This window comes from Neokomagataea thailandica NBRC 106555, from assembly GCF_001598495.1.
In the GTDB taxonomy this organism is placed as follows: Bacteria; Pseudomonadota; Alphaproteobacteria; order Acetobacterales; family Acetobacteraceae; genus Gluconobacter; species Gluconobacter thailandicus_A.
Genome location: NZ_BCZB01000030.1, coordinates 1 through 24801 on the forward strand (window position 1 = coordinate 1; position 24801 = coordinate 24801).

Below are 24801 nucleotides of genomic sequence, written 5' to 3' on the forward strand. Positions count from 1 at the left end.
TGCGACATATTCTGGCGCTATGGCGTGAGGGTTACAATACCGTGCGCTCATACTCAAAGCTCGGTGGAAAAAAACTGCTCAAGTCGCTCACCTATGGTCGTAGGGGCATGCCCATAAGACCATTGCCATCCCATCAACCACACACCATAAAAGAGAAACTCCTACTTACCAGTGGTAACAAATTGGGGACGCGTCAGCAGATCTATATTTACCGGAATTAAACGGCTAATGCATGGGTGAAATTTTGTTCGTAGAAGTATTTCTCAGTATTTGCGGGCGGGGGGAAGTTTTTTAGAGTGCGTTAATGGTTTCCGGGATAGCACGTTTCTCCTTGGGGGCGTTCAGAGGCCCTTATTCCGACTACATTAATTTCATGTGACAGCCCTTGTAAAATAGACTTTCGTGTAGGCAGTCGAATGGGCTCTTATTTTTAAAAATCAGCGACTTTCCCCCAAGCGCTTTTCTTGAATCGAGAAATTTTATACTGCATTACGTCGGTGATCGGCGATCTTCCTAGCAAGATATCAGCAACGAGATGCCCAGCCCCGGGGCCAATACCGAAACCGTGCCCTGAAAACCCCGCAGCGATGAAAAGACCAGGTACGCCACTATCCGGATCAATAACGGGAACACCGTCTGGAGTACTATCAATGTAGCCCGCCCACGCAGCCTGCACATGAGATTCTTCTAAGGCAGGCAGGAGAGTCCTCGCTTGATGAAGAGTCTTTTTAAGCGTTTTCATATCCGGATGCGGATCAAGAATACGCGTTTTTTCCATAGGAGTTATGTCATCAAGTGCCCATTTTCTGTTCGTATCGAAACCATATTGCCACGCCTGAAAGTCTCCGGGAGAAAGTTGACGCCAGCGACGTGTAAACATCGGAAGAAATTGCGTTGTATTTTTGAGTATTCCCGGGGTGGGGTCGACGCGGCCATTTCCAGAGATAGCGAGCGTATAGCCGCCATCTGCTCTGCGTGTAATGGATGACACTTGCGTATGTAACGCGTCTGGCAGACCGGATATGCCTGGCTTAACGGACAGAATTGATGAACGAACAGACGATTGGGAAAGATTGATTCCAACCTGATTCAAAAACGAGCGTGCCCATACGCCGCCAGCCATAACCGCCTGTGATGTACGAATAGTTCCTCGTTCCGTCACTACACCACAGATAGATCCTCCAGAGAGTTCAACCCCTCTGGCCGCACAGTTTTGAACAACATGCCCGCCATGTTTCAGCACACCTTTGGCAATCATCGGAGCGGCAAGGGCGGGATCAGCGATGCCATCTGTTGGGGACCATACGCCGCCAAGCCATTTTTGTTGTGTTGCCTTACCACGCTGCGCAGCTTCCTTTGCGTTGAGCATTCGTGTGTCAACGCCTTCCTTTCGGGCGAACTGTCCCCATCGTGCCCATCCATCTAATTCGGCCTGATTTTTCGTTAAATACAGCAAGCCACAACGACGAAAGCCAAGATTTTCTCCGATATCCGCTGTCATGTCTTCCCACAAGGAAAGGCTGCGTGTTGATAATGGTAATTCACGCGCATCACGGTTCTGTTGGCGGCACCATCCCCAGTTTCTGCTGGACTGTTCAGCGCCGATTGAGCCTTTCTCCAGAAGGACAACCTTCATTCCAGCTTTGGCGAGCCAGTAGGCAGCTGAAACCCCCACAATTCCGGCGCCGATAACAACGACATCGGCTTCTGCTGGTACTGTAGGAGCTGTCTGGATCAGGTGTAGTGGTGCGGGCATAGGACGTTCCTAGCGTAGGCAGTTTGTACGGATATGTGGTGTAGGCGTTAACGTATCTGTCATTCTACAAGGACATAGATTTTTTTTACGGTTTCGATTGTTTCCCATGTCCCCATAAAACCGGGCTTCATGATGAAACTGTCACCAGCCTTGAAGAGGTACGTTTCTCCGTTATTTTCTACAATTTTAACAAGACCTTCAAGAATATGACAAAATTCAAACGCGTTCCCTTTAATAGAGTGCGTGATCCCGGGTGTAGCCTGCCACATACCTGTGCGAACGTTGCCATCACGTGACGTGTCTAAGGCCCATGTTTTGAATGCCGGGGCCCCTGAAATAAGACGTTCTGGTTCGGCAACAGAAGCGCGAGGGGGAAAGTTTTGCTGTGTTGTGATGGGAAGAAGTAGGGTCATAAAGAGTCTCATAACATTGGAATGTATCGACCCAATGTGCCGTGTTCTGCACCGATTCTGCTCCTGATTTTTAAGCATCCGCAGCAGAGCGTACTGCATCCTTGTTTCAATATGAAATTTCCTGCGTCGAATGACGAAAACCTGATATCCACTGTGGTCCTAAAGACGGCATCATAATGGCTATGACAGACAGTTATTACCTCATGAGGAATTGTGTATGACCTTCCGCCCTAAGTTCATTACCTTTGACTGCTACGGTACATTAACATTCTTCGACATGGCGGGGGCCGCACGCAGACTTTATGGTGAGGCTCTGAGTGAAGCCGCGATGCAGCGTTTCATCAAAAACTTTGCGGCTTATCGCCTTGATGAGATACTCGGCGCATGGAAGCCTTACGCGGAAGTGGTACATAATGCTCTGGAGCGTACCTGTAAAAAGAATGGCGTTCCATTCTGTGCAGAAGATGCGTTGCAAATTTACAATGAAGTGCCGACATGGGGGCCGCATCCAGATGTGCCAGCAGGACTTGCAAAAGTTGCCAAGGACATTCCGCTAGTTATCCTATCCAACGCCATGAATAGTCAGATCATGTCTAATGTTGAAAAATTAGGCGCACCATTTCACAAAGTCATTACAGCGGAAGAAACGGGAACGTATAAGCCGCACATGAATGGCTTTGAATACATGTTAGATGTTTTAGGCTGCGGTCCAGAGGACATCACGCATGTTTCATCATCTTTTCGTTATGATCTCATGACGGCGCATGATTTAGGGATACGTTCAAAAATTTGGGTCAATCGTGGCCATGAACCCGCTAATCCTTTTTATGAGTATGAAGAGATTAAGGATATCAGCGGACTTCCAGGCGCCTTTGGGCTTTAAGAGGAATACCCCCGCAGGAGATATGCTTTCCTGCGGGATTTCTGTACCGGACTTAGAAATATCTGTCTTTAGCGCGGAAATAAGCACCGACAACGGGCATAAAGTGAGCCGCAATGCCGTAGGCAGGAATAGGCGACCACGGTTGGTTCCATACCGGAATATTAACGTATTCTCCGGCTAACTTACGGCCCAGAAGTTGTCCAAGATGAACGGACATTTGAACACCATGCCCGCTCAGCCCCATTGCGTAGGTAACACCGTTCCATTCTCCCGCATGCGGGAGACGATCAACACTCATATCGACATTGCCTCCCCAGCAATAATCAATGTCTGTGCTTGCAAGTTCGGGATAGATTTCGGTCAAGGCTGTATGCAAAATCTGTCCGGATTTGATATCTGATTTCTCGCTAGATTGGGAGAAGTTCGCTCGTCCACCAAAAATCAAACGTCGGTCTTCCGTTGTGCGGAAGTAATTATGAATATTGCGGGTGGTAACGACGTTCCGGCGTCCAGGTAGAATACGCGCGAAGAGGTCTTCGGGCATAGGAGCGGTGGCGACGATGAAGCTGCCTACGGGCATGATGCGGCGGCGAAACCAATTCGGCGCTTTTCGGCTCGTTCCGGTGGCGAGTAGAACATTTTTCGCTTGAATAACACCCGCAGACGAAGAAACCTCAAATACGTTCCCTACCCGACGAAGGCCCATCATTGGCGTATTTTCAAAGATTTGGGCACCTGCTTTCATAGCTTGAGCGGCAAGAGCATATCCAAATCTTCCAACATGCATCTGTGCGCTTTTACGATACAGAATGCCGCCCTCAAACGTTGTAGATCCTCCGATCTCTGCGGTAACCGCTTCGCGGTCCAAGAGGTCAGTTTCTGGGTCAGCGTATTGTTTCACAGCTTCTTGGTCTGCGCGTAAATTTGCGAGATGTTGGTGTGTCCAAGCGACCTTTAGCTTTCCGCATCGACGAAAATCGCAGGCGATTTTGTCAGTCGTCACGATGTTTTCGACGGTATCTACAGCATCGTCGAAAAAATGGTATAAAGCTACAGCTTGCTCTAGCCCATATTTCCCGACCATGGCCTGAAAGTTACCTGCTGTACCATTATTAACATGCCCACCATTACGGCCAGAAGCATGGCATGCAATTTGGTCGGCTTCGAGAACGACAACACTCTTGCCAGCTTTTGCTAAGGTGCGGGCGGCTGAAAGCCCCGTGAAGCCACCACCTACGATGACGACATCGGCCTTTGCTGGAAATGCTGACAGAGAGGTGCTGGAAACGGATGTAATGCTATCCAGCCAATAGGGAACAAATTTCATATAATGATCTCCGTCAGGAGGCGCGAGGGGAAGATGGTTCAATGAACGGCGATTTTTCGCCCAAAGAGGTATGCTTCGTTTCTGGAGCCCAGATATAGCTGATGAGTAGGCCGGCCAGCATAAAGCCCGCTGCTATCAGCATCATGGGGCGCATACCAAACTGCGCATAGCCTATTGGGAGAAGAAATGTTCCTAGTGCCGCACCTAACCGGCTGAAAGAGCAGGCCATACCGACTGCACTTGCCCGGATGGCTGTTGGAAACAGCTCATTCGGGTAAACGAATTGCAGGCCACTTCCAGCTGCTTCAGAGACTGAATACAAAATGAAGCCTGAGAAGATTATTCCAGTGGTCGGATGCGACGATATTCCAAGAAGAAAAAGCCCCGCCCAGCTTATGGCGAAAGAACCAATTAATAATAAACGGCGCCCCATGAGGTTTATCAAGCCCAGTGTCACAGGCAAGATACCCACAATAGTTAGCCCCGTAATACAGAATGATCCTAACAACGCATTTGAGACATGATACTGGCGCAGGAGCTGAGCCTGAAGCGTATGGATTGCAAAACCAGGAGCGCTTTGTAATATCCAAAATGCACTGACGAATACGAGCGCGCCGCGATAAGGGGAGCGCATAATCTGAAGTGGGGAAAGCTGCCCCTGCGGTTCTGCGTGAGGAAGAATATCCGTATTTAGATGGTCGCGTAAAATGCATTGAGCTTCTGTGATACGCCTTTTTTGAATGAGCCAGCGCGGGGATTCTGGTAGCCCCATGCGTAGACAAAAGAGGGTCAGTGATGGAACCGCGCTTGAGGCCAGCATGCTCTGCCACGAAACTTCTGGGAAGAAGGATAGCGCATAACCTACAGCGTAGCTTGCTATGTATCCAAGCCACCACGCCATGATTAATCCGGACAGTACCGGGCCCCGGAGTATGCGCGGCAAGAATTCGGTGACGTAGGAGGTGGCGATGGGGTAATCCGCGCCAACAGCGACACCCAGCAAGAAGCGGAGAGTGACGAGAAACAATACGCCAGAACACGTACTTTGCAGCACGGAAAAGACTAAGAAAGCTGCGATATTAAGTGTAAAGAGCGGCCGGCGTCCTAACCGATCTGCGACGGCTCCACCCAGCATTCCGCCGACCAAAACACCAACGAGGGCCGCAGCACCGACAAGACCTGTTTCCCCTCCGGTGAGATGAAGATCTCGTACAATGGAGGGAAGGGCGATGCCGATGATACCGAGAATATAGCCATCACAAAATGGCCCCCCAGCAGAGATTAGGGCAATTTTCGCATGAAATTTTGTCGGGGGGAGATCGTCCAGTGTCGCTGGTTCATGGGAAGACAATTTAGGCGTCATGATGGGGCAACCTTCTGCATCCTCCCATGGGAGATTCAGGCTTTCAGAGCGCTGCCTACGGCTGGATCGTCCATGACCTGATCCAGTACGGAGACGATGCCGTCACAGAGCTGATCTATTTCAGCAACTGTGCTGCACAGCGGTGGTGCCAGGCCGATGACGTCATCACTGAAAGCACGGAAGAGAATACCCTGCTCATAACCATATCGGCTCAATTTACTGGAAAGACCAAGCTGGGCATCCGGTTTGGTTTTGGCCGCCTTGTCCGTGACAAGCTCAATACCGGCCAACATGCCGAGGGAGCGGGTTGTGCCCACGAGTGGATGATTGTCGAGACCTCGCAAACGATTTGCAAGATGCTTGCCGACATGCGTTCCGTTTGTCAGTAGGCCGCCTTCATACAGGTCCAAAACGGCAAGGCCAATGGCAGCACTGACCGGATGAGCGCTGTAGGTTTGGCCATGTCCAACGGCAACGCCCGATGGCGTTTTATCGCGGATCGTCTCATAGATCGTGTCAGACAAGAATACGCCGCCCATTGGGGCATAACCTGCTGTTAGCCCTTTCGCCACCGTCATCATATCGGGCTCGATATTTTCATGAGCACAAGCAAAGAGAGGACCGGTCCGGCCAAAGCCTGTAATGACTTCATCGACGACAAATAAAATATTCAGCGCACGACATGCTGCCTGCATGGCTGTTGCCCACCCCTTCGGCGGAACAATGACGCCACCAGATCCTTGTACAAGTTCGCAGTAGAAGGCTGCGACATGCTGTGGGCCACCAATTTTTGCGATTTCATCATGGAGCGCTTGCACCGAAGCCTGAATGATGGCGTCCCCGTTGGGGCCGGCAGGGTGGCGGTAAGGATCTGGGCTTGGAATATGGTGCTGCCATGGAAGTGGGAGGTCAGAATCACGGTGAAAGACTGTCAGTGCTGTAAGGCCTGCACCGACAAAAGAAGAGCCATGATAACCTTTTTGAAGGCCTATGACATGACGCTTTTCAGGTGTGCCTCGAGCGTGTTGATAATAACGGATAAAGCGGAGTGTGCTGTCCACAGCATCCGAGCCGCCGAGCGAGAAATAAATATGGTTGAGATGCCCCGGTGCGTGCCGCGTCAGACGTGTAGCCAATTCGATAGCAGGTTCGCTTGAAAAACCGAAATAGCCAGTAGCGTAGGGGAGTTTCTCAAGCTGACGGCGACCCGCTTCAATGACGCTTTCACAGCCATAGCCAGTATTGACGCACCATAGACCCGAAAAACCGTCTAGAAGGCGGTTGCCTTTACTGTCTGTCAGCCAGGCACCTTTGCCAGATTCCAGAATGGTTGCACCATTCGTTTCGTGGTCCCGCCATGACGACACGGGATGAATGAGGTGTTCTCGGTCAAGCGAGATGAGATGTGGCGTATCCATGATGTTTCCTGCACTGAGCTTAAACATGATCATTGCGCAAACCCTGCAATATGTAATGCAAGAAAAGACCGTATCCGGAGCAGAAAATGCTGTAGGTGAGCCGGGAATAGCAGGGATATTCAAATATATGCTCGGGGCATTTTGTTGTTTGCCCCATACTCACAAACTGCGCACATTATTTCATTGCCGAGATGGTTCTTGCAGGAATATATAATGACAGCTCTCACCTTTGACCCACGCCTTGTGGCGCTTCCGAACACGCATTTTGTGGATGGAAAACGGCTAACGGGTGAGGGCGTTATTCCTGTGTATGGTCCGTCAGACGGGCGCTTGTTGTGTCATCTGCCGGAAGCAGGGGACGCTCTGGTAGATCATGCTGTCAGACTAGCGCGTGATGTGCAGATGCGCTCCGGCTGGGCGAGTTGTGCACCGAGAGAGCGGGGGCGGGTCCTACGGCGATGGGCGGACCTTGTAGACGATCATGTTGTGGAATTAGCGCGTTTGGAAGCGCTGTGCTCGACGCGCCCAATTGCAGAAACAACAGCATGGGATGTTCCTTTTACGGCTGAAGGCATACGTTTTTTCGCTGAATATGCCGATAAACTGGGTGGAGACGTTGCTGCTACACAAAGTGACCTTTTGGGCCTCGTTTTGGCTGAGCCATATGGCGTAATCGGAGCGATTGCACCGTGGAACTTTCCTTTAGTCATGGGGAGTTGGAAAATTATTCCCGCACTGGTGGCGGGAAATGGCGTTGTGCTCAAGCCATCCGAAATGACGCCTTTTTCCATTATTCGATTGGCTGAATTGGCTATCGAAGCCGGTGTTCCGGCAGGTCTGTTCAATGTAGTGCAAGGAACAGGTCCGATTACGGGAAATGCTTTGGTCCGACATCCGATTTGTGGAAAATTAACCTTTACAGGTTCCACACGCACTGGAATTGAGATCATGAAGGCGGCCGCTGAAAGCGGCCCCAAACCTGTCACGCTCGAACTGGGTGGAAAAAGCCCGCAGATTGTTTTCGATGATATTCGTAATGTAGATGCTGTTGCAGACCGCATTGTTCGCGCCTTTACCGGGAATGCGGGGCAGGTGTGCGTGTCTGGGTCGCGCCTCATCGTTCAGAAGACGATTCATGATGCTTTGGTAGAGAAAATAATTGCTAAGGCGCAAGATTTTAGAGCCGGAGCGCTCGAACATGCAGCCACCCGGTATTCCCCAATCATTTCGCAGCGGCAGGCCAGTGCGATAGAAACAACAATCCATGCAGCCTTACAAGAAGGGGCATCTGCACTTGTGCCACTGAAGCGGTTGGATGGGCCGGGTGGTGTGTTTCTCTCGCCGTGTATCCTTTCGCGGGTTACGCCGCAGATGCAAGCTGTAAAGGATGAAGTTTTCGGGCCTGTTTTGACGGTTCAGACCTTTGAGGATGAAGCCGAAGCGTTATCTTTGGCCTCTCATGGAACATATGGGCTTGCAGCCGGTGTTCATACTGTTGATCTAGGGCGTGCTATGCGTGCGGTACGTCATCTTAAAGCGGGTACAGTCTGGGTTAATCGGTATGGCCGTTCCTCTGATTTTGTGATTCCTACGGGTGGGTATGGCGGCTCTGGTATTGGTAAAGATCTTGGCCGTCAGGCTGTTGAGGCTAATTTGCGCTATAAAAGCGTTCTTATGGCATTTGAGTCGTAAGTCATGGACCTCGCAGATCTCATTAGCTTACGAAAAGACTTGCATGCTCACCCTGAGGTAAAATTTGAAGAGTTTCGAACGGCAGATCGTGTCGCAGAGATTCTGTCCTCTTTCGGTTATCGCCCATCGAGAGGTCTCGCAAAAACGGGTGTTATCGCGTCTCTTCACGGAAAAAAACCGGGGCCATCAATCCTTTTTCGCGCGGATATGGACGCCTTGCCAATAGAGGAGCGGGGCGATCATGCTCATATTTCCCGTCATGTTGGGCGTATGCATGCGTGCGGGCATGATGGTCATACAACCATGCTTCTGGGAGCTGCCGCAGTACTGGCGCTTGATCCGCCGGAATGTGGGACGGTCCATTTTGTTTTTCAGCCCGGAGAAGAAGGGGGCGCCGGCGCTAAAGTCATGCTGGACGAAGGCTTGTTGGAGCAATTCCCTGCTGATCGTGTTTTTGGAATGCATAACTGGCCGGGCCTTCCCATTGGGGCCATGGCGACACGTGCAGGGGCTATCATGGCGGGTGGATGGCGGTTTTTGATCACGATAACAGGTCAGGGGTCACATGCCGCTCAGCCTCACCTTGGTCGTGACGCTCTAACAATCGGGGCTGCATTCGTTCAAGAAGCCCAGTTGTTGATTTCGCGGCGTTCTGACCCTATGGAGCCAGCAGTTCTATCGATTTGTACGTTCCATTCCGGAACAACGGACAATATTCTCCCTGAAACAGCCACATTACGCGGCACAATCCGCTCTTTGGATGTTCAAGAGCTAGAGGCTCTCAAAAGGGGGATGACCCGTCTGGCTGAAGGGCTTGCGCACACGCATGAAGTCACCATCGCGATTGAGTTTTATCAGCCTTATCCTGTGACCGTAAATACAACGGACGAAATGGCTTTGGCTCTTTCTGCTATGAGGTCTGCTGTCGGCGCGCAGGGCACCGTTATTTCTAACATGAAACCGAGTATGGCCTCTGAAGATTTCGGTTTTATGCTGCAAAAAAGACCGGGCACATTTGTCATGCTGGGAAATGGCTCATCTGCGCCTTTGCATTCCCCTGATTATGACTTTGACGACACCATTATTCCGCAAGGCATCGCTTACTGGGTGGCGCTTGCCCATGCATGTCTGCGCACCAATAAGGATACAGAATTATGACGACGTACAAAATTGCCATTTTGCCGGGCGATGGCATTGGCAAAGAAGTTATGCCGGAAGCTATTAAGGTTCTTGATGCTGTCGGGCGCGTGTGCGGACTTGGGTTCGATTATGCTCATTTTGATTGGAGTTGTGAAACCTGGCTGAAAACCGGTCACATGATGCCCGAAGACGGCATGAGCCAATTAGCGCAGAATGATGCTATTTTGCTGGGTGCTGTGGGATATCCGGGCGTTCCAGATCATGTGTCACTATGGGGGCTTCTTCTCAAGATACGCCGAGAGTTCGATCAATATGTGAATTTGCGTCCTGTGCGGCTTTTGCCGGGAATTCCTTGCCCTTTGGCTAATAAAAAGCCGGGAGATGTCGATTTTTGGATCGTGCGTGAAAATGTTGAAGGGGAATATTCTCAAATTGGTGGTCGGTTTGCAGAGGGTACGGCCGCAGAAGGCGTTGTTCAAAGCGCTGTTTTTACGAAACACGGGACTGACAGGATATTGCGCTATGCTTTTGAACTTGCCCGTAAAATGGATCGTCTTCATGTAACATCGGCTACCAAATCGAATGGTCTTTATCACTCTATGCCGTATTGGGATGAACGCTTTGCGGCCGTTGGAGAAGAGTACCCTGATGTTCGTATGGATCAGTATCATATCGATATTTTAGCCGCTCGCTTTGTTATGTCCCCCGAGCGTTTTGATATTATTGTTGGGAGCAATTTGTTCGGTGATATTTTATCTGATCTAGGACCGGGTATGACCGGCACTATTGCCGTTGCTCCATCAGCGAATATCAACCCAGAAAAAAAATACCCTTCGATGTTTGAGCCAGTGCATGGGTCTGCCCCCGATATTTTTGGGCAAAATATTGCGAACCCGATTGGTCAAATATGGGCGGTGTCCATGATGCTCGATCACTTAGGAGAATCTGAAGCGGCTACGCTTATTTTGAACGCAATGACCGCTGTTTTATCCCAGAAGAATGGTCCACGCACACCGGATATGGGTGGGCAGAACAGCACTCAAGACCTAGGAAGTGCAATAGCCGACGGATTGTTTAAGAGCATTTGACCCGCTCTGCGCAATACCGTGTAAAATGTTGCAATAACGGAATTATATGTCAATCAAATCGTAGAAACAGGAGAAATAACTGCATCGATTGTGCAACGAATTATCTGTCAGAAAAATATATGTGCGGTTCTCCGAAACTGTGCGGAGGACCAGCCGCCGATGGAAATAGCCATGCCAGATTCATTGTCAATGATCGTTTCCCAGTGTTGCCGCTCTAAACCTATTTCCAGAGCTAAAAAAAAGCATGGGCGCTTAGCCCTGCTTACATTCTCAACATGGCTATCAGTGCAAAGTGCTTGGGCGGCTGAGGCTACACATTACCGACATACTCCCCAGGCGAGTAAAGATGCGCAGCAGGTTCTTGCCCTCATAAAAACAAAGTCTACTTCTGCAGTATTACATCATAAAGACGTCGAAGCGCATGAGACCGAAAGCATGGTTGTACATGCGGGCATAGCCTCTGCGACAGGCGTCACGAATACAACGCCGGGAGGCGGACTTATGCCGCCGCAGATCGTTGCAAAGTCTCGCAGCGGTATTACGCGTGACTTCATTGCAAAACAGAGTCCCACAGCCAATCCGGTCTCGATGATCGCCAACCTTCCGGGGGTCGTTTATTCTGGGAATGACCCGCTGGGAACGAATGATGATCAGCAAGGACTGAGTGTTCGTGGTCTAGATCAAACAGAAATCGGGTATCTTTACGAAGGGATTCCTGCTGCTGCGCCTGTCTACCTTCTGCCCTACACATCCTCAACGGCAGATAACGAAAACATCCAGAGCATCACGCTCACACAAGGTTCTCCAGATATCATATCACCCCTATATAACGCTGTAGGTGGAGAGTTAACGGAAAGCCTCCGTGATCCGTCACATAAATTTGGTGGTTTGGCTAATTTTTCCTACGGGTCCTTTAGTCTGAAACGGGAGTTTGTTCGCTTAGATACTGGGGATATTGGCAATACAGGCATACGAGGGTTTCTCTCTTTTTCTGCCCGAACAGCCGATGAGTGGCGTGGTGTCGGTCAGACACGGCGCTATCATGTGGATGGAAAATTCGTGAAGGAATGGGGAGAAGGGAACAAGGCCTCCTTCGTATTGTCTTATAATGACCCGCTTCAGTATTACCTGCGCGCTCCGACTAAATCGGCGTGGGAGAAGTATGGCGTCAATTACAACTATGCGGATAAATATACGAAAGGGAGTTCAGATTATTATAAGCTGCAGGAGAACCTCCATCGCACGCTTATTCTTGGGGCGCCGGTCAATCTGAATCTTGGCCATGGCCTCAGCCTGAATACAACGCCATATTTCAGCTACGCTACTGGCTATGATAATGGCGGTACGACCCTCTCAAGAACTGGAAGCTATTACGGCAATCAGAGAGCTGGAGTTCTACAGAACACCGGAGCCAGCAGTGGTAACTCGTTCTCAGCAATTTCGATTGATAAATATAACCTGTATTATAGCGGGATAAATACAAACCTTACTTGGACCAAGGGAAGCAACGCACTCGCTATCGGATATTGGTATTCTTACTTTGATCAATCTGAACCATCCCTTTACGAAGCTCTCGGTCCAGACGGCCAGGTATCGAGTATGTATGGACAGTGGGCGATCACAACTCAGGCGGGTTCACCTCTCTCACAGTATAATATTCACTTAATTCAGCAAACAAACTCCTTATTTATCAATGATACGTATAAGGCTTTGAATGATCGCCTCACATTAACGGCGGGTTTTAAAGAAACTATGATAACTCGCACATTGACCCAAAATATCCCAGGAACAAATTATAAAAATGGACAAAGTGAAGCAGCGCCCCAGCCTCAGATTTCTATGAGTTATAAAATAACCCAAAATGATCAAATCTATATCAACGGCACGACATCTTTCCGTATGCCAGCCAGCATCATGTCATATGCAGATCGTTACAGTGTTTCTAGTGGTGCACAGACGCGCTCTCATACAGTTAACCCAAAATCTGAATATGCGATTGGTGAGGAAATCGGCTATCGTCACACTGGCCTTGTCAGTGTAGCATTGGCACTTTTCAATTATAATTTTACGAACCGTCAGATTAGCACAACCACTTATGCGAGTGGAACTCCCGTCACAGAGTCCATCAATGGCGGTGGGCAGACAGCGCGCGGGGCCCAGGTCGAGCTAGGGTTGCGTCCATGGCACCATTTCAGCCCATATGTCTCAGCTCAATACTTACACGCCACAACGGACAATAACCTTCAAGTCGGTAATGATTACATTCGATCTGCAGGGAAAGTCGCGGTTAAGAGTCCGAAGGTCACGTTTGCTGTTGGGTTGTCCTATGATAACGGCAGCCTCTTCGGGGCCTTTAATATGAATTACGTCAGCAAGCAGTATTCAACCTTCATGAATGATCAGAGCATTCCATCGTTTGAAACGTTTAATCTTAATTTTGGATATCGTTTTCAGAACTATTTATATCTTAAGCACCCTCAAATTCAAATTAACCTCATGAATGTTGGTAACAATGGATTTCTTTCTGGGGTCAGCGGTCTCAGTATGAATGCTAACCCAACAAAAGGTGTGCGTGGCACCACCATCGCGGGCAGTTCCCCAACTTACTTTGTTGGTGGCGGCTTTGCAGGCGTTCTCTCCTTGACATCTGGTTTTTGAGTGGAATTTTTAGGAAGATTAAAGCTCATGGCGCGTAAACCTAAGATCCTGACATTCGATGTCGTCGGAACACTTATCGATTTTGAAGGCGGAATGAAAAATGCGTTAGGGAAACTCCTCGGCCCAAAAAAAGAGACGCTCGATTTCGAATTATTCCTGACAGAATATCGTGCTCTGCGGAACCGTTCGGAAAAGTTGCTCTTTCCAGAAGACCTTGCTCTTATCTACTTATCCTTAGCTGATAAGTTCGGCCTTCCTACAGGCTATGGGGAAGAAAAGGAATTTGTTTGGAGTGCGATGTCTTGGCCCGCATTCAAGGACAGTGTTGATGCCCTTAAAAGGTTAAAAAAGCATTTTCACCTTGTCGCGATGACCAATGCGCGTAAATGGGCGTTTGATGGCATGGATAAAACGCTGGGATCTCCGTTTTTGAGGGGTTTTACCGTAGATGACAGCGGGTGTGAAAAGCCTGACCCGCAATATTTTACCTATGTGCTAGAGCAACTTGCTCCAGAGGGCTACACAAAGGGAGATGTGTTGCATGTCGCGCAGAGTCAGTTCAATGATATCGGCATTGCACGGCAATTAGGCTACAGTGTGTGCTGGATTGAACGCCGAAAGGCTATGGGTGGTGGGTTCGGTGGCACGGTTTCCGTTCCTGAATTGACCGTGCCGGATTATCATTATTTAAGCCTTTCTGACTTAGCGGACGCGGCAGATCGTGACGAATTGGTTATGCTTTACTCATGATGAAGCGTTATATGCTGCAATATAAAAATCATTCAGCACATTACGCTGTATAAGGGAGGTACTTCGAATATAATATTCAGTCATTTTATGTTTATATCGAAATCACCATTGTATTTGGGCTCGCCATGCAGGGAAACAGCAGAGGCTAAAATGACTTTTTTTATCGTGTGTTCTGTTGTCCCGTATGCGCCGTTTTTTGAGGAATTAAAGTGCAGCTAGCATCTTTCCTCAAGCGACGGACCGTTCTGAAAGGTTCTGGGCTTTTAGCGGCAGGAATGGCGCCACAGAACGGTATTGCAGCGCCTATTTTTGGTGGGCATTTGAAAGTTGCTGGTGTGGTTGGATCCGCGTCAGAAACGCTTGATCCGGCGCGTCAGTCTATGGCTACGGACTATATTCGTGGCCGTTTGTTTTATGATGGCTTGGTTTCACTGGATGACATGCTCAATCCACAGCTAGCACTAGCAGAAACGCTTGACAGTGATGGCTTTGTCATTTGGCGTGTCCGTTTGCGCCGCAATGTTCGGTTTCATGATGGAACCGTTCTGACAGCAGAGGACGTTGTTTTTTCACTCCTTAGGCATCAAGATCCAAGCGTAAGTTCTCAACAATATGCGCTTGCCAAAACAATGCAGTCCGTACGGGCTATCTCTCCTCTTGTGGTGGAGATTGTGCTCAATGCGCCGAATGCGGATTTCCCAGCCATTTTGGGGATTAGTAATTTTGCCATTGTAAAAGCTGGAACAAAAGATTTTAGTCATGCTAATGGGACAGGTCCTTTTTATTGTGAAGAGTTTGCCCCCGGTATTCGAGTAATTGGCACTAGAAACCCTGATTTTTGGGGTGATCGGCCTTATCTCGACAGTATCGAACTGATTGCTATTCCTGACGATATGGCGCGACACAATGCCCTAATGTCGGGGGATGTGGATCTGATTGCAACTGCCAATCCACGTCTTGTTCAAATGCTGAAGGAAGGCGGTTTCGGTATTATAGAAAGCCCTGAGGGCACCTATACGGATTTATCTGTTAGGCTGGATCAGCGATATGGGCGTTCTGCTGATTTTGTCGAAGGTCTTAAGTATCTTTTTAATCGAGAACAGATCCGACAATCGGTTTTTCTGGGTTTTTCGCGCATAGGCAATGATCAGCCCATTCCGCCCGAAAGTCCGTATTTCAATCATCAACTCGCTCCCCGCGAGCATGATCCAGACAAGGCGCAGTTCTTACTGAAGCGGAGTGGTTTTTGGAATGAAATCCTTCCGATGGTTTGTTCTCCGGCTGCGCTCGGGTCCGTGGATATTGCCGTTGTTTTGCAATATTCAGCCTCTCAGATCGCTCAAAAAATAGCCGTGCAACGTGTCCCGGTCGATGGATACTGGACGCAATATTGGATGAAGGCTTCTTTAGGGTTTGGTAATATCAATCCGAGGCCTGCGCCCAGTCTGACACTAGGTGTTGGCTTTGCCAGCACGTCTCCGTGGAATGAATCGCGGTGGCATAATGCACATTTCGATGGTCTTCTCTCAGAAGTTAAATCGACAGGAAATGACGCCAGAAAACGTCAGATTTACTGGGATATGCAGGAACTCATCGCGTCTGGATCGGGGGTATGTATACCCAATTTCACAACCAGCCTGGATGCATATGCGCCGCATGTTTGCGGCCTTCGTCCAAGTCAGGCCGGTCAATTGATGGGTTATGATTTTGCTCGTTCGGTCTGGCTCAGGGGCAACCGGGGGAGGGCGACGTGAAAAACTCACTGCCAAAGCTGATCGGTAAACGCTGCCTTGCTGCCGCAACATCGCTGGTTTTTGTGGTGGTAACCGTGTTTGCCGTGACGAATATCCTCCCTGGCGATGCGACGGATGCGCTTTTAGGGCAGAATGCAACACCGCAGACGGTTGCGGCGCTACGGCATGGGATGGGCCTTGATCAGCCTATATTTTTTCGCTTTTGGTCATGGCTTTGGGCGGCTGTGCATGGTGAGTTTGGTCATTCCTTATTGAATGGCCTGTCTGTTGCAGACGCTATAGGGCCGCGTCTCCATAATTCACTCCTGCTTGCCGGGGCTGCCGCGTTGATTGCCGTGCCTGCTTCGCTTTTTCTCGGCATCACCTCGGCCATCTGGAAAGATACGTTTTACGACCGTATCGTTTCAATTATGACTTTAGGAGTGGTCTCTGTTCCCGAATTCGTCATTGCTACCATCGCAGTGTATGTTTTTTCTGTGCGCTTGCACCTCTTGCCGGCCATTGTCGATGTCGGAAGTGTCCATTCTTTAGGACAATTCCTGTATGCGTTTTTCATGCCCGTCACCACTCTCGCGCTTGTGAGCCTTGCTCAAATGGTGCGTATGACACGTGCTGCGATGGCAGATACCCTCTCGGCCTCTTATATTGAAATGGCTCTTCTCAAAGGCATTGGTCCGGTGCGACTAATCCTTGTGCATGCCCTTCCTAATGCTCTTGGCCCGATCGTGAATGCGGTGGCACTCAGTCTGTCTTCCTTACTTGGGGGAGTTGTGGTGATTGAGGTTGTTTTTACCTATCCGGGTATTGCTGGCTTAATGGTGGATGCTGTGAGTTCGCGCGATGTCCCGATGGTGCAAGCTTGTGCGCTTGTCTTTTGTGTGACCTATCTCATACTCACAACGTTTGCCGATATTGTTACGATCTTGTCTCTTCCGAGAGGGCGAAAAGCATGATCGGTATATTCGGAAAATTGCGGAGCAAGCATGATCGGGCTGTTCTGCTGCTTGTATTCTGGCTTTTGTTGGCACTGATTGGCCCACTGTGTTCGTCTTATAATCCGGGCGCAATTAGCAGCCAGCCTGTTTTTTCAGGCCCCTCAACGGCTCACCTTTTGGGGACAGACTATTTAGGCCGTGACACGCTATCTCGGCTATTGGATGGGATTAGACATACGGTTTTGCTGTGCTTTGCGTCAACGCTTCTGTCCTGCTCTATCGGTACGTTCATGGGCATTGCTGCCGTCACTTCTAAGTCATGGGTCGAGGTATTGGCGGGTAGGGTTGCAGACGGTTTTCTTGCTATTCCAAGCCTTCTGTTCGCCCTACTCGTCATAGCAGTATTCGGCACATCAACAGTGGCGCTGATTATGACAATGGGGGTGATTTATATGTCCGGCGCATACCGTACGAGCCGGGCGTTATCTCAAAGCGTTGCGCAACGTGATTTCGTGACGATGGCCCGCGCTAGAGGCGAGCAGATGACGTATATCATTGTGCAAGAAATTTTGCCCAATATAGCAGGCCCGATGATGGCCGATATAGGGCTGAGATTCATTTATTCGGTGCTGTTGTTGAGCAACCTGAGTTTTCTAGGGATTGGCGTTCAGCCACCCAGTGTTGATCTTGGTTCTATGGTCCGAGAGAATATGTTGGGAGTGGTCTATGGCTCTCCGGCGATGATCGTACCCGTTATCGTAATTGCCGTTCTGACTGTCGGGATCAATGTGACTCTTGATTCTCATGGTAGGAAGGATTGACTATGACAGCCACTATTCAGGTCGAAAATCTTGATATTGTTGGACGTCGGGGCAAGGGGGTTGAACTCCCAATTGTCCAGAATGTCAGTTTTTCAGTACAGCGCGGAGACATGTTGGCTCTGATCGGTGAATCTGGATCGGGTAAGACCACAATAGCACTGTCGTTACTAGGCCATATCCGAAAGGGTTGTCGGATCGCTGGAGGCAGTGTTCGGGTTGCTGGATATGATATCACAACGCTGACACCTCATGAATGTCGTTCAATGCGAGGACGGGTGGTCAGTTATGTGGCACAGAATGCAGGAAGTGCTTTTAATCCGGCGTTATCCATTATGCCGCAAGTGGTTGAGGCCGCGTCGGTGCACCGTATCTTGCCAAAACGGGATCTGGAAGCACGTGCTATAGACTTATTCCGCGCATTAGCGCTGCCAGACCCTGAAACGATCGGGAAGCGCTACCCGAGCGAGCTTTCGGGAGGGCAGTTGCAGCGTTTAATGGCCGCGATGGCCTTGATAACAGATCCTGAAGTTGTCGTTTTTGATGAACCGACGACTGCCCTTGATGTCACGACACAAATTGAAGTTCTTGCTGCGTTCAAGGCTGTTTTGGCAGAGCGTGGTATAACGGGGGTATATGTGACGCATGATCTGGCCGTTGTCGCCCAGATTGCCGATCATGCTGTCGTTCTGAAAGATGGCGCTATACGGGAAGCAGGAACAGTCTCGGACATCCTGTTTCAGCCTGAAGATCCCTACAGTCAGGCTCTTCTCGCGGCGGCGGAACCCAGTGTGAGACCCACGCAAGGCGTTGAAGAGGGGGAGGCACTTCTGGAGGTGCGGGATCTCGTGGTGGGGTATGGTCGACCCACGGCTATGGGCTTGCCTGAGAACGTGATTGTTAATCATACCAGTTTCAGTGTGCCGAAAGGCGGGATGTTAGGCATAATTGGTGAGTCTGGCTGTGGCAAAAGCACCCTCGCGCGTGCCATTTCGGGGCTTCAGCCTTGGGCTTCTGGAGATATTTTTTTTAACGGGGTATCGCTTGCCGGAGATGTGACATTGCGCACACCAGAACAGCGGCGCCACCTACAATTTGTTGCTCAAAATGCGGACAGCGTTTTGAATCCGACAAAGCCGATTGGCAAAACCCTTGAGCGCGTTGTTCGCTTTTATGGCAATGCTCGAGGTGAGGCTGTCACGCGGCGTGTCTATGAATTACTGGATATGGTCCAACTCTCTCCAGCGTTGGCCACGCGATTGCCCTCAGAGCTCTCAGGCGGCCAAAAGCAAAGAGTCAATTTTGCCCGTGCACTTGCCGCTGGCCCGAAGGTCGTGCTGTGTGATGAGATAACGGCAGCCTTAGATACAGTCGTCGCAGCGGCCATTCGGACCCTAATGACAGATTTACAGCGCGACCTCGGTCTCGCCTTTATCTTCATCACCCATGACCTGCACGCTCTTCAGTCTATTTGTGACCGTGTTGCTGTGCTGTACGCAGGGCAGGCTGTAGAGGTCGGTTCAGCAGAAGCTTTAGGGGCGGGGATACATCATCCATACACCCGGCTTTTACGTGCTTCTGTTCCATTAATGGATTCGAGTTGGCTTGAAAGAACGCGGGAGCGGGGTTTGGCGAAGGCTTTGCCCGTAGCCACATGTGATCCCGCGTCTACTCCCCCTGAGTTATGCTGCTTTCTTGCCCGATGCCCTGATCGTGTCAGTGGCCTCTGCGACAAAGAGCCCCCTCCGACACTTTTTGTTCCACAGGGGCCTAGAGTTCTTTGCCACCTTCCTACGTCTACACGTCCGGAGTTTTCAACATGACGTTTTCCCTGAACGACCCAGATCTTTTCCGCCAAACGGCATTTCTTGGAGGAGATTGGAAAACATCTACGAGTGGCAAAAGCCTAACGGTCGATAACCCTTCAACAGGAGAGGTGATCGGCACAATTCCGGCTTGTACCGCGGAAGAAACAGGTGCGGCTATTGAGAGCGCACAGGTTGCACAGGCAAAATGGCGCCGGAGTTCCTCCGCAGAGCGTGCAGCTCTGCTGATGGCATGGTACCAATTGATGCTCGATCATACGGAGGATTTGGCCCAGATCATGACCATGGAGCAGGGGAAACCCTTGGTAGAAGCCAAGGGGGAAGTCACCTATGCTGCATCTTTCCTGAAGTGGTTTGCCGCTGAGGCTGAGCATGTGCAAGGGGAAGCCTTAGTCCCAACGCCGGATCGGCGGGTTATTATCTTGAAAGAGCCGGTGGGCGTAACGGCTGCCATTACGCCGTGGAATTTCCCGCTCGCGATGATTACCCGTAAATGTGCGCCGGCTCTTGCCGCCGGGTGTAGCATGGTGCTCAAACCTTCAGAACTTACGCCGTACTCCGCTTTGGCACTGGCTGTTCTGGCGGAGCGTGCAGGGCTTCCAAAAGGGCTTTTATCGGTTGTGACAGGTTATGCTCAAGATATTGGACCAACTCTGACGGCTAGCCCTATTATACGCAAATTATCATTTACCGGCTCCACTAAAGTGGGGTCGTTGCTGATGCGCCAATCTGCAGACACGGTCAAGAAACTGAGCCTTGAGTTGGGTGGAAATGCACCTTTGATTGTTTTTGATGATGCCGATCTGTCGGTGGCAGTGTCTGGAACAATGATGAGTAAATTTCGTAACGCCGGACAAACCTGTGTCTGTGCAAACCGTGTCTATGTTCAATCTGGGATTCATGATGCATTTTTAGATAGGCTGGCGGCAAAAGTGGCACGTTTAAATATAGGTGACGGCTTTGACCCGCAGGTACAGATCGGGCCACTCATTAATGACGCTGCTGTTGCTAAAGTAAAAGAGCATGTGGAAGATGCTCTCGCAAAGGGGGGGCGCGTCATCGGTAAGCCTTTGGAGATTAGAGGGCGTTTTGTTTCACCGGTTCTGCTGGCAGATGTCACAGCCGAGATGAAGATTGCGCAAGAAGAAACGTTCGGTCCAATTCTACCTGTATTTCGTTTCGAATACGAGAATGATGCCGTTGAACAGGCCAATGCGACCCCGTTCGGGCTGGCGAGTTATTTCTTTACCAACGATATTTCAAGAGCATGGCGCGTTGGTGAGGCGCTTGATTTCGGAATGGTGGGGCTGAATACCGGCTCAGTATCGATGGTCTCAGCGCCCTTTGGAGGCGTGAAGCAATCTGGTCTAGGGCGTGAAGGTGGCTCGTTAGGGCTTGAAGAGTTTTTGGAAGTAAAAAGCTTTCATATTGGCTTACCTGCTGCATGATAATTCCTGCAAAAGAAAGAGTGATGTGAATTATGGCAATCGCGCCAAAGTTAGATCGTATTGATCTTAAAATACTAGCTCAGTTGCAGAAGAATGGCCGACTGACCAATGTAGAGCTAGCAAATCGTGTTGGCCTATCGGCCAGCCCATGTCTGATTCGCGTTAAGCGGTTGGAAACTGCGGGCTATATCGTTGGATATGGCGCACAGATTGCGTTGCAGAAAATTTCGAGTGTTATGACCGTTTTTACGGAAGTAACACTCTCTGACCACAGGCGGGATGATTTTTTCCGCTTTGAAACTGCAATGCATAAAGTAGAATCTCTTGTAGAGGCGCACCTTATTAGCGGTGGATATGATTACCTTCTCAAATTCATGGTCAGAAATATAGATCATTACCAAGAGACAATAGAGGCGCTTCTTGATCAAAATATTGGTATCGAGAAGTACTTTAGTTACATCGTTATAAAATCGCCCATTCTGAAGCCTGCATTTCTGATTGAAAACCTCACCAAAAACACGGAGCGTTCGATATGACTTCGGACAACACGCGCGAGCGTGAACAAACAGCTATTAATTTCCGTAGAATGTCTGAAGCAGACCTTTCCGCCGCATCGGGTCTATCAAAAGTCTTAGGATGGCCTCACCGAATTGAGGACTGGAGTTTCATGCTGCGTCTGGGGCATGGTCTAGTTGCGACACTGGAAAATGGCGATATTATTGGGACTATTCTGTGGTGGAGCTTTGGAGATCGTCATGCCTCGGTCGGGTTGATTATCGTCAATAGTGCATGGCAAGGTCACGGGATTGGCACGAACATGCTGACAGCAGTACGTAGACTTTTACCCGGTCGTTCGATTTCCTTAAATGCCACGCCAGCAGGGCAGCCTCTTTACGAAAAATTTGGTTTTGTCCCAACGGGAATTGTAGAGCAGCATCAGGGTAATGGCGCATCTTCTCCCATCATTGCGCTTGATGCGGGGCAGCGGATACGTCCTGTTGTTCCGTATGACCTTGAAGATATCGTAACATTTGATCACGCTGCTACTGGTATGAACCGGTCAGCTCTCATGGGAGAGTTGGTGCAGAACGCTAAAGCTGTAGTGATTGATACAGAAAACGGAATACGGGGATATTCATTTTGCCGCCGATTTGGGTGGGGATGGCTCATCGGTCCGGTTACGGCAAAAACAATTGAACAGGCCAAGGCTCTTATTTCTCATTGGATTGGCACTTATGGTGGGGAGTTCATTCGGATTGATACACCGGCGGCATCCGGTCTCTCTGGTTGGCTGGATGACATGGGTCTCGTCCGGGTCGATGTGGTCAACACCATGTCTACGGAACCCGTTGTAGTCGAGGGTAATGCCCCACAATATTTTGCCCTATCCAGTCAGGCCCTTGGTTAAGGATTACTGTTATGTCGTTTGTTCTTAAATCCACCGAAGAGCGTGCGCGCCTGTGGAAGCCAATGTTTGCGCGTGAGTTACCTGAACTACCTTTTCATGTCTGGCCTGATATCGATGATCCACAAAAAGTACGTTATCTGGCCGCATGGCAGCCGCCGGAAAACTTATCAGAGGTTTTTCCCAATTTAGAGGTTCTTTTCTCCGTCGGAGCGGGGGTCGATCAATTAAATATTGCTACGATCCCTCAAAGTATTCGTATCGTTCGTATGATGGAGCCAGGATTGGCAGAAGGGATGATGGAATACGTTTTGTGGGCTGTTCTGTCTTATCACCGCAAGATGTTTCATTACGCTCAGCAGCAAGGACAACATGTCTGGCAGGGGGGGGCTAACATATCTGCGCGTGCGTTTCGCGTGGGGGTTATGGGTATGGGGGCGCTTGGTACGCCAGTGTTAGAGAAACTGGCGCAATTTGGCTATGCCTGCAACGGCTGGAGCCGAAGCCGACATAATATTCTGGGCATTAAAAGTTATGCTGGGCCTGAAGAGTTGGATGCTTTCTTGGCTTCCACGGATATTCTTATTTGCTTGATGCCGTTAACGGACGCGACAAGAGGCATTCTGAACAGGGAATTATTTGCCAAGCTCCCTAAAGGATCATGCCTTATTAACTGTGGGCGGGGAGGGCACCTTGTACAAGATGATCTGCTTTGGGCTTTTGATAATGGACAACTCAGCCAAGCGGTTCTCGATGTTACAGACCCTGAGCCTCTTCCGAAGGAGCACCCTTTCTGGGACCACCCGTCAATTATTCTGACACCTCATGTCGCAAGCTCTTCACGTGTTGAATCGGGAGGGGAAATGATTTTGAAAAATATCACGCAGTATGAACGGGGATTTGAAATGACGGGAGAGATTAGCAGGTCGTTAGGGTATTAAAGGCATTGTTACACAGTTTGAATATCGGCTCTGTAGTGATGTGATCCTTTGGGTGGAGAGTTCGAAAAACGCTCTAGTTTTGATGCCTACCCTGTGATTCCCCCTCTTGTGAGTTGATGAGATGGAGATGGATGATGACGCAGTCTGGGTTCTTTGATGTTGAAGAGCGGCTGGCGCGTCTGAGCGGGCTTGGTGATCAGCTCGAGGCATTCTCCCGGACGGTGGATTTTGAGGTATTTCGTCCTGAACTGAATAAGGTCCTTACCTATGCTGATGGCAGCGAAGGCGGACGCGGACGCCCGCCGTTCGATCTGGTGCTGATGTTCAAAATTCTGGTGATCCAGGCGTTGGACAACCTGTCTGATGAACGGAATATCTGATCAACGACCGGCTCTCCTTCATGCGTTTCCTTGGCCTGGGGCTGTCGGACCGCGTGCCAGATGCCAAAACGGTCTGGTTGTTCCGTGAGCGTTTGTGCTGGCACGGCCTACCGCTCGAAAGCCAATGAGGACTTCATGAAAAAAGAGGGCTTTGTTTCGAAGGTTTACAGGGAAAATCCGCATCTCAAGCCCATGCTGCGGCATATCCAGAGATCGAATGGAGGAAAATCCGTCATTCGATCCCGCGTCGAGCATGTCTTTGCAGATCAGACATCACAGACAGGGCTCTTCATCCGAACCGTAGGCATCACCCGGGCCACGATGCGGATCAGACTGGCCAATGTCGTTTACAATATGCGCCGCTTGGTCTTCCTCGAGAGGATCAGTGCCATCGCGTAGCAATCGGAAGAAGACGCAGCCCTTCCACTCTCAAGACGAGAGCGAAAACGCATCCGAAAACTCGAAAACCAGCCGTCGATCCATCAAGCCGTGCAACAAAAAACCATCATTCAACGGTTCTTCGATCCCTCCAGTTTGACGTGCCCCCCGGAAATGTATCCATTTTAAAGTAGAGTCCGTTGGATAAGGAACCGGACCTATGAAACGCAGTCGTTTTACGGAAGAGCAGATTATCAAGATCCTGCATGAGCATGAGGCGGGGCTGAAAGTACCGGATCTTTGCCGTAAACACGGTATGAGTGATGCTACGTTTTACAAGTGGAAAACCCGTTATGGCGGTCTTGAGGTCTCGGAAGCGAAGAAGCTGCGGGCGTTGGAAGATGAGAATACCCGCCTGAAACGCCTTT

Annotated in this window: 20 protein-coding genes and 1 pseudogene; 16 read left to right on the forward strand and 5 right to left on the reverse strand. The window is 49.9% G+C overall.

Annotated features, from left to right (window positions below; all coding sequences use genetic code 11):
• Positions 1-430: 430 nt before the first annotated feature.
• Both NTH01S_RS09780 and NTH01S_RS09785 read right to left on the reverse strand, forming a co-directional pair.
• The gene (locus NTH01S_RS09780) at positions 431-1756 is read right to left on the reverse strand and encodes an NAD(P)/FAD-dependent oxidoreductase (protein WP_068173214.1); all 1326 of its coding nucleotides are present in this window, start codon (positions 1754-1756) and stop codon (positions 431-433) included.
• A gap of 59 nt (positions 1757-1815) precedes the next feature.
• Positions 1816-2169, reverse strand: a complete 354-nt coding sequence (locus NTH01S_RS09785) for a cupin domain-containing protein (RefSeq protein WP_068173217.1) — start codon at positions 2167-2169, stop codon at positions 1816-1818.
• 217 nt (positions 2170-2386) lie between these two features.
• Here NTH01S_RS09785 and NTH01S_RS09790 point away from each other — a divergent pair, with 217 nt between their 5' ends.
• The gene (locus NTH01S_RS09790) at positions 2387-3052 is read left to right on the forward strand and encodes a haloacid dehalogenase type II (RefSeq protein WP_068173221.1); all 666 of its coding nucleotides are present in this window, start codon (positions 2387-2389) and stop codon (positions 3050-3052) included.
• A gap of 52 nt (positions 3053-3104) precedes the next feature.
• On the opposite strand, the gene NTH01S_RS09795 is transcribed toward NTH01S_RS09790, so the two are convergent.
• From NTH01S_RS09795 to NTH01S_RS09805, 3 genes are read right to left on the reverse strand one after another with little or no spacing between them, the layout of a single operon-like run.
• Positions 3105-4379, reverse strand: coding sequence for an NAD(P)/FAD-dependent oxidoreductase (locus NTH01S_RS09795; protein ID WP_084367289.1), 1275 nt, complete (start codon positions 4377-4379; stop codon positions 3105-3107).
• A 13-nt stretch (positions 4380-4392) separates the two neighbouring features.
• Positions 4393-5742 carry an MFS transporter gene (locus NTH01S_RS09800; RefSeq protein WP_068173228.1) on the reverse strand — a complete coding sequence of 450 codons (1350 nt, stop codon included), beginning with the start codon at positions 5740-5742 and terminating at the stop codon, positions 4393-4395.
• A gap of 35 nt (positions 5743-5777) precedes the next feature.
• Positions 5778-7193 (reverse strand): aminotransferase class III-fold pyridoxal phosphate-dependent enzyme, encoded by a 1416-nt coding sequence (locus NTH01S_RS09805; protein WP_456306302.1) that lies wholly within the window; start codon positions 7191-7193, stop codon positions 5778-5780.
• A gap of 180 nt (positions 7194-7373) precedes the next feature.
• Here NTH01S_RS09805 and NTH01S_RS09810 point away from each other — a divergent pair, with 180 nt between their 5' ends.
• From NTH01S_RS09810 to NTH01S_RS09885, 15 genes and pseudogenes are all read left to right on the forward strand, one after another.
• Entirely contained in the window at positions 7374-8852 is a 1479-nt protein-coding gene (locus NTH01S_RS09810) for an aldehyde dehydrogenase family protein (protein WP_245642337.1), read from the forward strand.
• A gap of 3 nt (positions 8853-8855) precedes the next feature.
• Positions 8856-10010 (forward strand): amidohydrolase, encoded by a 1155-nt coding sequence (locus NTH01S_RS09815; RefSeq protein WP_068173232.1) that lies wholly within the window; start codon positions 8856-8858, stop codon positions 10008-10010.
• Positions 10007-11080, forward strand: a complete 1074-nt coding sequence (locus NTH01S_RS09820; RefSeq protein WP_068173236.1) for a tartrate dehydrogenase — start codon at positions 10007-10009, stop codon at positions 11078-11080. The genes NTH01S_RS09815 and NTH01S_RS09820 overlap by 4 nt, the downstream gene beginning before the upstream one ends.
• A gap of 171 nt (positions 11081-11251) precedes the next feature.
• Entirely contained in the window at positions 11252-13738 is a 2487-nt protein-coding gene (locus NTH01S_RS09825) for a TonB-dependent receptor (RefSeq protein WP_245642338.1), read from the forward strand.
• 27 nt (positions 13739-13765) lie between these two features.
• The gene (locus tag NTH01S_RS09830; protein WP_068173242.1) at positions 13766-14488 is read left to right on the forward strand and encodes an HAD-IA family hydrolase; all 723 of its coding nucleotides are present in this window, start codon (positions 13766-13768) and stop codon (positions 14486-14488) included.
• A gap of 209 nt (positions 14489-14697) precedes the next feature.
• A complete protein-coding gene (locus tag NTH01S_RS09835; RefSeq protein WP_174523621.1) occupies positions 14698-16242 on the forward strand; it encodes an ABC transporter substrate-binding protein in 1545 nt (514 codons plus the stop codon).
• Positions 16239-17195 carry an ABC transporter permease gene (locus NTH01S_RS09840; protein ID WP_068173245.1) on the forward strand — a complete coding sequence of 319 codons (957 nt, stop codon included), beginning with the start codon at positions 16239-16241 and terminating at the stop codon, positions 17193-17195. The genes NTH01S_RS09835 and NTH01S_RS09840 overlap by 4 nt, the downstream gene beginning before the upstream one ends.
• Positions 17192-17998, forward strand: a complete 807-nt coding sequence (locus NTH01S_RS09845) for an ABC transporter permease (protein ID WP_068173250.1) — start codon at positions 17192-17194, stop codon at positions 17996-17998. Before NTH01S_RS09840 ends, NTH01S_RS09845 begins: the two co-directional genes overlap by 4 nt.
• 2 nt (positions 17999-18000) lie before the next feature.
• Complete coding sequence (locus tag NTH01S_RS09850; protein ID WP_068173252.1) at positions 18001-19818, forward strand: ABC transporter ATP-binding protein; 1818 nt, start codon at positions 18001-18003, stop codon at positions 19816-19818.
• Positions 19815-21269 carry an NAD-dependent succinate-semialdehyde dehydrogenase gene (locus tag NTH01S_RS09855; RefSeq protein WP_068173255.1) on the forward strand — a complete coding sequence of 485 codons (1455 nt, stop codon included), beginning with the start codon at positions 19815-19817 and terminating at the stop codon, positions 21267-21269. The genes NTH01S_RS09850 and NTH01S_RS09855 overlap by 4 nt, the downstream gene beginning before the upstream one ends.
• 32 nt (positions 21270-21301) lie before the next feature.
• Positions 21302-21805, forward strand: a complete 504-nt coding sequence (locus tag NTH01S_RS09860) for an Lrp/AsnC family transcriptional regulator (RefSeq protein WP_068173258.1) — start codon at positions 21302-21304, stop codon at positions 21803-21805.
• Entirely contained in the window at positions 21802-22677 is an 876-nt protein-coding gene (locus tag NTH01S_RS09865) for a GNAT family N-acetyltransferase (protein WP_068173261.1), read from the forward strand. Before NTH01S_RS09860 ends, NTH01S_RS09865 begins: the two co-directional genes overlap by 4 nt.
• A gap of 62 nt (positions 22678-22739) precedes the next feature.
• Positions 22740-23615: a 2-hydroxyacid dehydrogenase gene (locus NTH01S_RS09870; protein WP_245642340.1), complete on the forward strand. Its 876-nt coding sequence runs from the start codon at positions 22740-22742 to the stop codon at positions 23613-23615.
• A 131-nt stretch (positions 23616-23746) separates the two neighbouring features.
• A pseudogene (locus NTH01S_RS11620) lies at positions 23747-24394 on the forward strand (transposase).
• Between the two features lie 199 nt (positions 24395-24593).
• On the forward strand, positions 24594-24801 hold a 208-nt coding region (locus NTH01S_RS09885; protein WP_068173267.1), incomplete at its 3' end, for a transposase.